Source organism: Enterobacter sp. FW301-JW81 (assembly GCF_058788735.1).
This window is the reverse complement of sequence record NZ_JBYTBA010000002.1, coordinates 439,300-452,920: the sequence shown is the minus strand read 5'-3', so window position 1 is coordinate 452,920 and position 13,621 is coordinate 439,300. Positions and strand designations below refer to the sequence as shown.

12 protein-coding genes and 1 riboswitch are annotated in these 13,621 nt (G+C 54.5%); of the genes, 6 read left to right on the top strand and 6 right to left on the bottom strand.

All coding sequences use genetic code 11. The annotated features are described in order from the left end of the window. Positions 1–80: 80 nt before the first annotated feature. Positions 81–581: a 2-thiouracil desulfurase family protein gene (locus AC3WOK_RS09040; RefSeq protein WP_492354359.1), complete on the bottom strand. Its 501-nt coding sequence runs from the start codon at positions 579–581 to the stop codon at positions 81–83. Positions 582–722: 141 nt separating this feature from the next. Here AC3WOK_RS09040 and yegS point away from each other — a divergent pair, with 141 nt between their 5' ends. After that, positions 723–1,622, top strand: a complete 900-nt coding sequence (gene yegS, locus AC3WOK_RS09035; RefSeq protein WP_063957648.1) for a lipid kinase YegS — start codon at positions 723–725, stop codon at positions 1,620–1,622. A 554-nt stretch (positions 1,623–2,176) separates the two neighbouring features. Here yegS and fbaB read toward each other — a convergent pair. Continuing rightward, a complete protein-coding gene (gene fbaB, locus AC3WOK_RS09030) occupies positions 2,177–3,229 on the bottom strand; it encodes a class I fructose-bisphosphate aldolase (protein WP_023312424.1) in 1,053 nt (350 codons plus the stop codon). 250 nt (positions 3,230–3,479) lie between these two features. Between fbaB and AC3WOK_RS09025 the strand changes: the two genes are divergently transcribed. The 3 genes from AC3WOK_RS09025 to AC3WOK_RS09015 are packed head-to-tail and all read left to right on the top strand — an operon-like array spanning position 3,480 to position 6,708. Then, a complete protein-coding gene (locus AC3WOK_RS09025) occupies positions 3,480–4,757 on the top strand; it encodes a nucleoside permease (protein ID WP_492354358.1) in 1,278 nt (425 codons plus the stop codon). Continuing rightward, complete coding sequence (locus AC3WOK_RS09020) at positions 4,754–5,758, top strand: ADP-ribosylglycohydrolase family protein (RefSeq protein ID WP_059311130.1); 1,005 nt, start codon at positions 4,754–4,756, stop codon at positions 5,756–5,758. The genes AC3WOK_RS09025 and AC3WOK_RS09020 overlap by 4 nt, the downstream gene beginning before the upstream one ends. Then, entirely contained in the window at positions 5,755–6,708 is a 954-nt protein-coding gene (locus tag AC3WOK_RS09015) for a PfkB family carbohydrate kinase (RefSeq protein ID WP_059311460.1), read from the top strand. The genes AC3WOK_RS09020 and AC3WOK_RS09015 overlap by 4 nt, the downstream gene beginning before the upstream one ends. On the opposite strand, the gene AC3WOK_RS09010 is transcribed toward AC3WOK_RS09015, so the two are convergent. The 3 genes from AC3WOK_RS09010 to thiM are packed head-to-tail and all read right to left on the bottom strand — an operon-like array spanning position 6,682 to position 9,038. Continuing rightward, positions 6,682–7,428: a GntR family transcriptional regulator gene (locus AC3WOK_RS09010; RefSeq protein ID WP_063957649.1), complete on the bottom strand. Its 747-nt coding sequence runs from the start codon at positions 7,426–7,428 to the stop codon at positions 6,682–6,684. The genes AC3WOK_RS09015 and AC3WOK_RS09010 overlap by 27 nt on opposite strands. Before the next feature lie 42 nt (positions 7,429–7,470). Beyond that, the gene (thiD, locus tag AC3WOK_RS09005) at positions 7,471–8,271 is read right to left on the bottom strand and encodes a bifunctional hydroxymethylpyrimidine kinase/phosphomethylpyrimidine kinase (RefSeq protein WP_059311462.1); all 801 of its coding nucleotides are present in this window, start codon (positions 8,269–8,271) and stop codon (positions 7,471–7,473) included. Further along, positions 8,268–9,038, bottom strand: coding sequence for a hydroxyethylthiazole kinase (gene thiM, locus AC3WOK_RS09000; protein WP_492354357.1), 771 nt, complete (start codon positions 9,036–9,038; stop codon positions 8,268–8,270). The genes thiD and thiM overlap by 4 nt, the downstream gene beginning before the upstream one ends. 35 nt (positions 9,039–9,073) lie before the next feature. Beyond that, positions 9,074–9,170: riboswitch (TPP riboswitch) on the bottom strand. Positions 9,171–9,989: 819 nt separating this feature from the next. Here thiM and AC3WOK_RS08995 point away from each other — a divergent pair. Beyond that, positions 9,990–11,108, top strand: coding sequence for a YadA C-terminal domain-containing protein (locus tag AC3WOK_RS08995; RefSeq protein WP_492354356.1), 1,119 nt, complete (start codon positions 9,990–9,992; stop codon positions 11,106–11,108). A 355-nt stretch (positions 11,109–11,463) separates the two neighbouring features. Next, a complete protein-coding gene (locus AC3WOK_RS08990; protein ID WP_186437541.1) occupies positions 11,464–11,991 on the top strand; it encodes a hypothetical protein in 528 nt (175 codons plus the stop codon). A gap of 187 nt (positions 11,992–12,178) precedes the next feature. On the opposite strand, the gene AC3WOK_RS08985 is transcribed toward AC3WOK_RS08990, so the two are convergent. Then, positions 12,179–13,612: a glycoside hydrolase family 32 protein gene (locus AC3WOK_RS08985; RefSeq protein ID WP_492354355.1), complete on the bottom strand. Its 1,434-nt coding sequence runs from the start codon at positions 13,610–13,612 to the stop codon at positions 12,179–12,181. Between the last annotated feature and the right edge of the window lie 9 nt (positions 13,613–13,621).

The window sequence follows — 13,621 nt, the reverse complement described above, 5'->3', positions numbered from 1 at the left end:
CCCGCTGAAAAACATAACCCATAAATGCTAGCTGTACCAGGAACCACCTCCTTAGCCTGCGTAATCTCCCTTACGCGGGCTTATTTTTTGCCTTCTCTTTCCGCAATCCAGGCAATAAGCGCGTCGATTTGCTTCTCTGAAAACACCGCTATCCCATGCTCTGCGAGCAGCGATGCCGCAACCCCCATACCCATCTTGCGTATACCGCTAAAAGAACCGTCATAAATCATCACGCTGCCACACGTTGGGCTGCCGTCCGTTAACAACGCGGCGCTGCAGCCAGATTCCTGTGCGGCTTGCAGCGCGAGCCATGCTGCAAGCCGGTATTGCTCAGTCACATCCTGCCCTGTATTTTCAATTATTCTTGCTTGCCCGTGCACGACGTCTTTACCATCAGCAGAGATAATCTCTGCCGGAGGACGCGGTACAGGCAGCCCGGCAGCAAGTTCAGGGCAGTGAATAACCAGACGTCGTTCCTGTTCCCAGCGAGCGAGTTGCTCGTTCATTCGGGATTTTTCACTACCGTTATAGCGGACTTTGAAGCCCATCAGGCATGCGCTTACCAGAATTTTATTTATCATCGCTTTTCTGTGATTACATGAATCTCATTGCTGAATTGTAACGCGCTTTCGTGCCTGGTTTGTTCCTTTCATCCTGTTCTTACCCGCTTTTTTCTTCTCTGCTATACACTCTTACTAACGCTAAAAAAGGGAGCAGCGAGGATGGCAACCTATCCAGACAGTTTATTGATTCTCAATGGCAAAAGTGCCGGCAACGATGTGTTGCGTCAGGCAATTGCCCAACTACGTGAAGACGGTGCGCGCATTCACGTGCGGGTGACGTTTGAAAAAGGCGACGCGGCACGGTACATCGATGAAGGCATCCGGCTGGGCGTCAAAACCATTATTTCCGGCGGCGGCGATGGCACCATCAATGAGATCGCCTCTGCGCTTATCGACCTGCCCACGACAAACCGCCCGGTAATGGGTATTTTACCGCTCGGCACCGCCAATGATTTTGCCACCAGCGCCGGGATCCCGGAGGAGTTAGAAAAAGCGCTCCAGCTGGCGATCCTCGGCAAAGCCACCTCCGTGGATATTGCTCAGGTCAATGACAAAACCTGCTTTATCAATATGGCAACCGGCGGGTTCGGCACGCGCATCACCAGTGAGACGCCCGAAAAACTGAAGGCGGCGCTGGGCGGCGTGTCATATCTGATCCACGGCCTGATGCGCATGGACACCCTCAAGCCGGACCGCTGCGAAATTCACGGCGAGGATTTTCAGTGGCAGGGTGACGCGCTGGTGATCGGTATTGGCAATGGACGCCAGGCAGGCGGCGGGCAGCAGCTATGCCCGGAAGCGCTGATCAATGACGGTCAGCTACAGCTGCGTATTTTCACGGGCGACGGCCTGCTGCCCGCGCTGTTTACCACGCTGACGCAGCCGGAAGAGAGCCCGAATATCATTGCCGGAAAATCGGCATGGTTTGAAGTGAATGCTCCGCACGGGATGACGTTTAACCTCGATGGTGAACCGCTGAGCGGGACACAGTTCCGCATTGAGGTCTTGCCCGGCGCGCTGCAGTGCCGGCTGCCGCCGGACTGTGCGCTTCTGCGCTGATATTCAGCAAAGTGCGCAATGGTGCCCTCTCACACCAGGCTGAGGGATCCCCGGTAATTTTTTAACCGGAAGCGGTGAATGTTGCTTCAGGAAAATGAATGGTTTACAGCGATGCCCTGGTCCGGCTGTAAATCGCCGAGGCGTTTCCGTAAGGCCGGGGCGAGGCGCAGGGATGCGCCGAGAGGGCGTGGCCTGCAGGGATGCAGGCTCATGCCCGACCCGATAGCCTGAAGGAATAAGCCGAGGACAAAATTGCCGGGAGCAATTTTGGACAGCGCCTGCGCTGGCCCTGAAAGGGTGAGCCCCAAGGATGGGGCGAGCAATCCGCGAAGCGGCGATTTACCGCCGGGAGCCCGGGTCGCCAGGGTGGTGGCGACTGAGCCACCCTGGCACGTTCACCGGTCATGTCGTTACAGAGTAGCAAGGAACATGAAGTGAACGGAATGACCACCAGAGCCGTATGTTCCCCCTCACCCCAGCCCTCTCCCTCAAGGGAGAGGGAGTCGTCCGTGCAGGCATTATTTTGTGGGAAATCCTCAGCCCAAATGGAGGCGTCAGGCAATCGTCACTTTACTATCCAGATAGACGTCCTGAACCGCATTAATCAACTTCACGCCGTCGGCCATCGATTTCTTAAACGCCTTACGGCCAAGGATCAGCCCCATGCCGCCCGCGCGTTTGTTGATAACCGCCGTACGAACCGCGTCTGACAGGTCAGTATCCCCGCCCGCCGCCCCGCCGGAGTTAATCAGCCCGGCGCGGCCCATATAGCAGTTCGCCAGCTGGTAGCGCACGAGGTCGATCGGGTTATCGCTGGTCAGCTTGCTGTAAACGCGGTCATCGGTGTAACCGAAGTTCACCGCTTTGTACCCGCCGTTATTCTCGGCCATTTTCTGCTTCACAATATCCGCGCCGATGGTGGCCGCCAGGTGGTTTGCCTGCCCGGTCAGGTCCGCGGACACGTGGTAATCCACGCCGTCTTTTTTGAACGCATTATTACGCAGGTACGCCCACAGCACGGTCACCATGCCCAGCTCGTGCGCGCGCTCAAACGCCGCAGAGATCTCTTCAATCTGACGGCGAGACTGTTCAGAGCCGAAGTAAATCGTCGCCCCGACGGCCACCGCCCCCATATTGAAAGCCTGCTCGACGCTGGCGTAGAGCGTCTGGTCATATTCGGTGGGGTAGCTGAGGGTTTCATTGTGGTTCAGCTTCACGAGGAACGGAATGCGGTGGGCGTAGCGACGCGAGACGGAGGCCAGCACGCCGTAGGTGGACGCCACGCAGTTACAGCCCGCTTCAATCGCCAGCTCAACGATGTTCTTCGGATCAAAATAGAGTGGATTCGCCGCGAAAGACGCGCCCGCCGAGTGCTCAACGCCCTGGTCTACCGGCAGAATAGAGAGATACCCCGTGCCGCCGAGCCGCCCGGTGTTGTAGAGGGTCTGCATGTTTCGCAGAACCGCAGGCGGACGGTTGTTATCGATCATCACGCGGTCAACGTAGTCGTGACCAGGCAGATACAGCTGGTCGGCTGGAATGGTCATACAACGATGCTGTAAAAGGCTGTCGGCGTCTTTGCCAAGCAACTGCGCAATATCAGTCATGTGATACTCCCGTAAGTCCGACGTCGTGTCGGTGTGTGTTTATCCAGTCCCATTATTTATGGGCAGACTAAGCCTGGTACCGACTTAACAGATTTTCCACCATTTGCATTTTTTTTCAGCACAATCTGCTGGCTCGATTCGTGTACAACAAAACTGTTACATTGATCAAACAATCGCCACAAAGGTATTTAAAAGGTATTATTCAGTGGTATGTTAAAGGCGTACCCTCTCTGACATGCAGGATTAAAAAATGAAAACGAAAGTCCAACTGTCATTCATGATGTTTGTTGAATGGTTTATCTGGGGAGCCTGGTTCGTGCCGCTGTGGCTGTGGCTGAGCAAAAGCGGGTTTACCGCCGGGGAAATCGGCTGGTCCTACGCCTGTACCGCGATTGCCGCAATCCTCTCCCCTATTCTGGTCGGCTCGCTGACGGACCGCTTCTTTGCCGCGCAGAAAGTGCTGGCGGTGCTGATGTTTGCCGGCGCGATTCTGATGTACTTCGCCGCACAGCAAACCCAGTTCAGCACCTTCTTCCCGCTGCTGCTGGTTTACTCCCTGACCTATATGCCCACCATCGCGCTGACCAACAGTATTGCCTTCGCCAACGTGGACGACGTCGAGGCCGATTTCCCGCGCATCCGCGTGATGGGCACGATCGGCTGGATCGCCTCCGGGCTGGCGTGTGGCTTCCTGCCGCAGATGCTGGGCTATAGCGATATTTCCGATACCAATATTCCGCTGCTGATGACGGCCGCCAGCTCCGCCCTGCTCGGCGTATTTGCCCTGTTCCTGCCGAACACGCCGCCGAAAAGTACCGGCAAACTGGATATCAAAGTAATGCTGGGCCTGGATGCGCTGATCCTCCTGCGCGACAAAAACTTCCTGGTGTTCTTCTTCTGCTCGTTCCTGTTCGCCATGCCGCTGGCCTTCTATTACATCTTCGCCAACGGCTATCTCACCGAAGTGGGGATGAAAAATGCCACCGGCTGGATGACGCTCGGCCAGTTCTCTGAAATCTTCTTTATGCTGGCGCTGCCGTTCTTCACCAAACGCTTTGGTATTAAGAAGGTCTTACTGCTGGGCCTGATCACCGCCGCTATCCGCTACGGTTTCTTCGTTTACGGCGGTGCGGAGCAGTACTTCACCTACGCCCTGCTGTTCCTCGGCATTCTGCTGCACGGGGTGAGCTACGACTTCTACTACGTAACCGCGTATATCTACGTGGACAAAAAAGCGCCGGTGCATATGCGCACCGCCGCACAAGGCCTGATTACGCTGTGCTGTCAGGGGTTTGGTAGCCTGCTGGGTTACCGCCTCGGCGGCGTAATGATGGAAAAAATGTTCGCATACAAAGAGCCGGTGAATGGGTTGACCTTCAACTGGGCCGGAATGTGGGCATTCGGCGGGATCATGATTGCCGTGATTGCCGTGCTGTTTATGCTGTTTTTCCGCGAATCGGACAAAGAGATCACTGCAATTGAGGTGGTTGATGGCGATGCTGCGCTGATACAAGGGGAAGTTAAATGAAACAAGAACGTGTTCTCGGTGCCCTTTACGGGCAGGCGTTAGGGGATGCGATGGGCATGCCGTCGGAGCTGTGGCCGAGAAAGCGCGTCAAAGCGCACTTCGGCTGGATAGACCGCTTCTTACCCGGCCCGGCTGAGAATAACGCGGCCTGCTATTTCAGGCAGGCAGAGTTCACCGACGATACCTCAATGGCGCTGTGCCTGGCGGATGCGATTATTGAGTGCGAGGGGGAAATTAACGCGGATGTTATAGGCAAACATATTCTGCGCTGGGCGCTCGATTTCGACGCCTTTAACAAGAACGTGCTCGGCCCGACGTCAAAAATCGCGCTTAACGCGATTCGTGACGGAAAGCCGGTCAGCGAGCTGGAAAACAACGGTGTGACCAACGGGGCGGCGATGCGTGCCTCCCCGCTGGGCTGCCTGCTCCCGGCGACGCGGCTGGAACACTTTGTGGCGCAGGTGGCGCTGGCCTCCAGCCCGACCCATAAATCGGACCTCGCGATTGCCGGCGCGGTGGTGATTGCCTGGGCGGTGTCACGCGCTATCGACGGGGAAAGCTGGCAGAACATCGTCGATGCCCTGCCGGGTATCGCCCGCTACGCGCAGGAAGCGAAAACCACCACCTTCAGCGCGTCGCTGGCGGCACGGATTGAGCTGGCGCTGAAGACCGTGCGGGAAGCCAACGGCATCGACTCCGCCAGCGAGCAGATTTATCAGCTTATTGGCGCGGGAACCAGTACCGTTGAGTCCGTTCCGGCGGCCATCGCGATGGTCGAACTGGCGGGAACCGATCCGAACCGCTGCGCGGTGTTATGCGCCAATCTCGGCGGCGACACCGACACCATTGGCGCAATGGCGACGGCCATCTGCGGGGCGCTCCACGGCGTGCAGGCCATTGATCCGGCCCTCAAAGCCGAGCTCGACGCGGTTAACAAGCTCGATTTCGGCCATTACTGCGAGAAACTCCTGCACTACCGGGAGCAAAAGGAGGGCGTATGAATTCATTTGCCCAACGTCTCGATGCCCTGAACGCCGCGCGCCCGGTGACGGTGCTGGGCGCGGCGGTGATTGACGTCATCGCCGACGCCTACGCCCTGCCCTGGCGCGGGTGTGATATCGAGTTAAAACAGCAGGGGGTGAATATTGGCGGCTGCGCGCTGAACATTGCCATCGCCCTGAAGCGGCTCGGGATCGCCGCGCAAAACGCCCTGCCCGTCGGCCACGGCGTGTGGGCGGATATTATCCGTAACGCGATGGCAAAGCAGGATCTGCACAGCGCGGTGGAGGCCGAAACCGGCGACAACGGCTGGTGCCTGGCGCTGGTGGAGCCAGACGGCGAGCGCACCTTTATGTCGTTTAGCGGCGTGGAGAACCAGTGGCAGCAGCGCTGGCTTGATGCGCTTCACGTTCCGCAAAACAGCCTGGTCTATTTGTCCGGCTACCAGCTGGCCTCGCCGTGCGGCGAGCTGCTGACGGGCTGGCTGGAAGGGTTGCGGGACGTGACGGCGTTTATCGATTTCGGCCCTCGCATCGCGGATATCCCCGACGCGCTGATGGCGCGGATCATGGCCTGCAGGCCGATCGTGTCGCTCAACCGCCAGGAGGCGCAACTTGCCGCTGAACGGCTCGGCGTGGAGGTCGAAACGCTAGGAACACAGTGGCAGCAGCGCTTCGGCGCCGCGCTGATTGTGCGGCATGATAAAGACGGTGCCGCCTGGTATGACGGCGACGCCTCGGGCGTTATTCCGGCATTCCCGGCTACGGTCGTGGACACCATTGGCGCAGGCGATAGCCATGCGGGCGGCACGCTTGCCGGGCTGGCGGCAGGATGGTCGCTGGCGGAAGCGGTGCAGCTCGGCAACGCGGTCGCCGCCTGGGTGGTCAGCCACCGCGGCGGCGATTGCGCCCCCACTCGCGAGGCATTACTCCTCGCACACAAAGACGTATAGATCGCTGCGGCAGTAGCTGATGCTGTACTCAATCGGCCGGTGTTGCTGATCGAGCGCGACCTGCTTGATCACCAGCACCGGTATTTTTTCATCCATCCTGATGTGCGCCTGAAACTCGCTATCCGGCATGCGGGCGCTGACGCGCGAGCGGGTGCGCTGCGGGAAGATATTCTGGCTGCGGAAGTAATCGTAGAGCGAGATACCGATCGCATCCGGATCGGGAATTAACCCGACCGGCACCCAGGACTCCTCAATAGAGACCGCGTCCTCGTCAACGTAGCGAATACGCTTGAGCAGGAACACCTCGCTCTCCGGGGGAATTGAAAGGTGATTCGCCACCTCTTCCGGACACTTCACCACCCGCTTGTTGACCCACAGCGTATTCGGCTTCTGGCCGCGCAGCACCACCTGCTGGGAAAAACCGCGCGCCTCTTTGAGCGAGTATTCAAAGATGTTGTTAATTTGCGTTCCATAGCCGCGGGCGCGGGTCACCACGCCCTCTTCCTCAAGCGCCTGCATCGCTTTACGCACGGTGATGCGCGACACGCCGGTTAACTGACTCAGATCGCGCTCGCCGGGCAAAATATTCCCGTGCGCCAGCACCCCGCTGCGCACCGCGTTTTTTACCGTTTCGGCAAACTTCAGGTACAGCGGCGTGTTGTCGGGCGCGGCGATCCGTTCATTCAGTTGAGCGATTAACCGGGTATGCGCTTGTTCCATCTCTGTTTTTCTCAGGCGTGGTGTGTCCTGCCAGTATAAGGCCTACCACCATGCATGAAAATGGTGAACCGGCCCAATACCGTGACCGACCTCCAGACTATCCGCTTTTGCCAGCGCCGCCGAGAGCCAGGCTTTCGCTTCCTGCACCGTATCGGCCCAGCTTTCATGCCGTGGGCGCAGCGCCGCCAGCGCGGCAGAGAGCGTGCACCCGGTGCCGTGGGTATTTTTGGTCTGCACGCGAGGCGCGGTGAAGCGCAGCTCGCCATCGGGGGTGAAGAGCCAGTCCGGGCTTTCCGCGTCATCCAGATGCCCGCCCTTCATCAGCACCGCCCCGCAGCCCATTGCCAGCAGCGCATTCCCCTGCTCTTTCATCTCGCGTTCAGTTTGCGCGTGCGGCGCACCTAACAGCGCGGCGGCTTCGGGCAGATTTGGCGTAATAAGCGCCACCTGCGGCAGCAGCTTTTTGCGTAGCGTCTCAACGGCGGAAGCGGAGAGCAGCGGGTCACCGCTTTTTGCTAGCATGACGGTATCCAGCACCACGTTTTGCACCTGATAGCGTTGAAGCCGTTCCGCCACCGCTTCAACAATATCCGTCTCGGCCAGCATGCCGATTTTGGTGGTATCGATGCGCACGTCGCTGAACACCGAATCCAGCTGCGCGGCGACAAAATCAGGCTCGATACGGTAGACCGACTGCACGCCTCGCGTGTTTTGCGCCACCAGCGCGGTAATGACCGAGCAGCCGTACGCGCCGAGCGCGGAGAACGTTTTCAGGTCGGCCTGAATGCCGGCGCCGCCGCTGGGATCGGTGCCGGCGATGGTCAGTGCGTTAATTCGCTTCATGCCTGCTCCTCCAGCGTGTAGAGCGCATCCAGGAACGCGCTGGCAAAACTGCCCGGGCCACCAGACTGCGCAACGGCGACCGTTCCGGCCCGCTTCATCCATCCGCAGGCGGCGGTAACGTTATCCAGCCGATCGCCCGGCAGCGAGCAGCTCGCCGCCACAACGGCAGAGAGCGCGCACCCGGTACCCACCACGCGCGTCATCAGCGGGTCACCGCCCGTGACCGTGCGGGTTCGCTGTCCGTCCGTGATGTAATCCACCTCACCGGTGACAACCACAATGGCATTAATCTGGCGGGCCAGCGCCTCGGCAGCAGGCACCGCGCTGGCGGCGGTGTCGGTGGTATCAACGCCGCGCCCGCCCGCGCTCATGCCGGCAAGGGCCAGAATTTCGGAGGCATTGCCGCGAATGGCCGCCGGCTTCAGGGCGAGAATTTGATGGCAAAAACGGGTGCGGAACGCCAGGGCGCCCACGGCAACCGGGTCCAGCGTCCAGGGTTTTCCTGCCGCCACCGCGCCCTCAATCGCCCGGCGCATCGACTGGGCGCGCGGCGACGTCAGCGTGCCAACGTTAATCAGCAGCGCATCGGCAATCCCGGCAAACTGTTCGGCCTCTTCGGCCTCAATCACCATCGCGGGGGATGCGCCAAGCGCCAGCAAAACGTTGGCCGTAAAGGTCTGCACGACATCGTTGGTCATACAATGGGTAAGCGGAGAACGGGTTCGGAAGTGGTGTAAAACGTGTAAATCGAGCAGGTCAGGCTGCATGGTTTCGCTCCTGCCTTGCGTGAAGAAGCGATGACCGGGAAGGCATCTGACTTCCCTACGCTGGCATTATCCAGATCAGGTAATACGGGTATTTCTCAGCCTTCACGTGGAAGGGCACCCCGAGTCAAAATACTTTTAAAACAATCGTTTACACATTATCTATATGTGAACGTTTAGTGTAACCGGGGCCGCTGGTAGGGTGCAAGATTTTTCGATTTATCACAGCAGTGATCACATTGAGGATATCTTAATCACGTAAAGACTCACAGGAAGTTGCTCACCCACTTGTACGCTGCTTAGCGTGCACAGAGCGGATGATTCACTTATAAGATTTCACCGTTAGCCTATATACCTTTCCCGGTTCCTCTTTATCATCTTAAGTTAATGTTTACATTTATATTTACGATATTTAATTATCATTGCCTGTAACATCTTTATTACTCAGCCATAGCAATTCAAGCGAGATACATTTTTACTAAATTTTCAATATAAATATTTTTTACAAGCAACAACCGAAAGACTGCCAGGCTCAATATGACCTTCACTCAAAACATAAGAAGAATTCGATAAAAAAGAATTTAGAAAAATCCATAAATTTACATTAACTGTTTTAGAGATTTAGCATCATTTCCCGCTAAAACACTTAAGAATACTTTATATAATGGTGTTTTATGTTTTTTTTCACACCTCATTCTCATAAAAAGCTATACACCTGTATTTATTGAGAAAATATCATTTCCTTCCCAACTAGCCAAATGAGCCACCGGTGCCACCCTTGATTTAGATCAACAATTAAAACTACACATTCATAGATAGTTACTACACGTTACGAAATAAGTTATTAAACCAAAATATCGAGATTATCGAGATATAACAATAAGTTATACCCTTGCGCCAGGATAGCGCATTTACTTTAATTTTTTTGCTTACATTGATGATGAGAGTTTATAAATGAAGTCTTTAAATAAATCAGTTATTGCTGTTTTTGTAATGGGTAATGTGTTTGCTAGTATGGCTAATGCTGCTGATGTAAACGTAAACCTTAACGATAACGTTAACAACCCGGGTACTTTCATTCAGATTCAGGGGACTGACAACACCGCATATAACCTTGATAACATCAAGGCTAGCAACGTTCAGCAAGACGGGCAAATCTACAACCTGCAAGGCGATATTGCTAAAGCAAATATTGCCATTAATAACGCACAAGATACAGCTAACACGGCTGTGAATAAAGCTGATGCAGCTCAAGCTGGGGTTGATGCCAATACACAATTTATTACGACTCTGAATCAGAAAATTGACGACAACAAAGCAGGTCAAAGTATCACCGACAGTAAGCAAGATATATTAATCAATGAAACCGGAAATAAAGCAAACACGGCTTTACAAGGTGTTGTTAAGAATGGCACTGATATTATCGACTTGCAAAATCAAAGCAAGTTGCAAGGTTCTGTATTAGCTAATCATGACCAACGTATTACCTCTTTAGAAAATGCGCCCAAGCCTACTAACGGCGTGGATGGTAAAGATGGCGCTAAGGGTGACACCGGTGCAACGGGTGCTACAGGTAAAGATGGTCTTGATGGTAAGAACGGTAGAGACGGGATTAACGGTAAAGATGGTAACAATGGTAAAGACGGTGTAACCACCACCATTAACAAAGTGGACATGGTGACACAAATTAAAGTAGCAGCTAATGCTGCTGCCATCGCATCCACTTCGACCCAGACTGCTAGCGTTGCTCAAGATCTGCAAGACGCTAAAAAAGTGTTTAGCCAGCAACAAGCTAACACTAACGCACAATTCAAATCATTACGTGATGAAGTGGACGGTAACAAGAAAGAAGCCCGCTCTGGTGCTGCAAGCGCAATTGCGATTGCCTCTATGCCACAAGTTGAAGCAGGCCAAAAAGTTATGTTCTCTGCTGGCGCTGGTAGTTTTAAAGACGAGCAAGCCGTAAGTGTTGGCGCCTCTTTTCATGCTGGAGCGGCTACGGTGAAAGCGGGTGTATCATCAAGCACTAATAACGATTTCGCGCTTGGGGCTGGCGTAGGTTTCGGATTCTAAGTAAAGCTCTTAATTCCAGTCACTTTACTGGGGGCTCTGATTAAGCGTTTTAATACGGAAAATCCCGCATTAAAATAAATAGCCAGTTAACCGACGTTAAGCAAAAAACTCGGCCATGATTGTTTAGTTAACTAACTATATATGATAGTACCAATGATAGCGAACATGACAAAGTACATTTTTATTTCTGTTATTCTGTATATTATTCTTTTAATTGTTGGTGCATGGATGGGGATTATGTATCAATCTTACTTCCATTGTGGAATTTAAAAGACATGAAAAAGTTTTTAGTTTACCTGCTCTCTTTAGTTGTAATAGCTATAGCAGATTTCATTAAATTTGAGGTATTAGGTCAATGAAAAAATTAATGATGTTAGCAATGATAGTCAGTGCCTTTTCTCTTCTTACCGGATGTTCTACTCCTGCTCAAATGGCACAACAAAGAATGAATGAGTGTGAAAGCAAGGGTATTAGTAAAGATACATGCTACCTGGTAGAGCAAAACCGCCAACAATCTTATAATGAAGCTGCTCAAAATGCAGCATGGGTTAATGCACGTGACGCTACTGCTGGGACTGGTATTTGGGCTAAGAAAGATGCTCTACAACATGCACAATCAGCACATAAACACCTTGCTAAAGGCTGCACCCAGGTTATGGATGCAAACGGACAATGTGATGTTAAGCCAGCGAAGACAAGCAATAGCTTTAAGCAGTTTTCCAGTGAAGCAGATCATGTCATGAATATGCCTATCTCTGATGCTGCTGAATATCTTCTTTCTAAAAGCTGGAAGCCTAATAACGGGGTATGGAGGAAATCAGACTACACATTAACGCTTGTAGTTGAAAATGAGAAAGTATTGAATGCACAACTTTCAAAATAATTTCCAGGGCCTCACATTAATTAAGCCTTTCGTATATTGCAAAAGCTGTCCTTAACCGATGGACGTTTTCAATTACATAACTTAAGAGCAAAAGTAAGTCATCACTAAAAAAAGGCGACTCCGGTCGCCTTTTGTGATTTCTGGCATGGCTGAAACGCCGCATGCTCCTATCCAGATGTAACCCGTGTCAGCCTAATTGCCAGGCCCCGGCATCGATAAGCGAAGCCGCCCCGGTCCAGGCAAACAGCGCCAGCTCGCGGCAATCTTCATCAGGATAAATACGGCTGCTAAGGCAGGCTTCTCCGTCATTCACAAACACCTCTACGGATGAGCTGTCAAAGAACAGGCGCAGGTTTAGCGTGCCGTTCATATCGAGCGCGACGCTACGGGTCCCGCACAGGCCATACTGCGGGTAGTGGCGCTCCAGCACCAGGCGCTGCATCTGCGCATCAACATAGACGCGTAGCCCGGCTCCAAGTCGGATACCGTATTGTTCCGCAGTGCTGTTTGCGCAATCCCACTGCAGAATAACCTCCATCGCGTCGCAGCGTTCCAGCAGAGTCATCTGCTGATTGTTAAGCGTGCTAACCGGCCAGGGGAACCACGCGTCCCGAAGACCTTCGACCTCTCTGGCCGGCAGCATTTGCAGACAGTTATCCGCGCCAAGCGTCAGTTCGCGCGGTAAAGAGAGCATGCCTGCCCAGCCGTCCTCCTGTTCCGGCAGCGGGGATTCCCACATGTCCAGCCAGCCGATAACGATGCGGCGGCCATCAGGCGTGAGGAAACTTTGTGGCGCGTAGAAATCATGCCCGCGATCCATCTCCTCAAACTCACCTTCACGCACAAAAGGCTGCCCGGGCTGCCACTCGCCCACCAGATAGCCGCTCTGGTAAAGATTGCGATTTTTAAATCCTTCGGCAACCATCCCCTGAGGTGAAAACATCAGCACGCGTTTACCGTTGAGGGTGAAAAAGTCCGGGCATTCCCACATATAGCCCATCTCTTTTTCAGCCACCGCGAGCACGCCCATATCCTGCCAGGCGTGCAGATCGGCAGAACGATAAACGCGCACCTGGCCCGTCTCGCCGTCCCGCGCGCCGACAACCATGTACCAGCTCTCCCCTTCACGCCACACCTTCGGGTCGCGGAAGTGATGCAGGCCAGGGGGCGTGTCAGCAATCATTCCCTGCCGGGCAAAATGAATGCCGTCGCGGCTGGTCGCCAGGCACTGCACCTGGTAGAGATTCGCCTCATCATCCGGATCGCCGTGGAATTTATGTCCGGTGTATATCAGCGCCAGCGTATCGCCATCCACCACCGCCGATCCGGAAAAACAGCCGTCCTTGTCTTCTGGTCCTTCCGGCGCCAGCGCAACCGGAAGGTGTTCCCAATGAACTAAATCCTTGCTGCGCGCATGGCCCCAGTGCATGGGCCCCCACTGGGTGGAGTACGGATGATGCTGGTAAAAAGCGTGATACCAGCCGTCAAACCAGACCAGGCCATTTGGGTCGTTCATCCAGCCAGCGCGCGCAGCGAGGTGGTAACGCGGATACCAGCGCAGGTTAAGCCCTTCGCGTCTGGACTGAAGTTCCTGCTCTGCTTTTGTAATGGAATACGTCATTTCTCTACT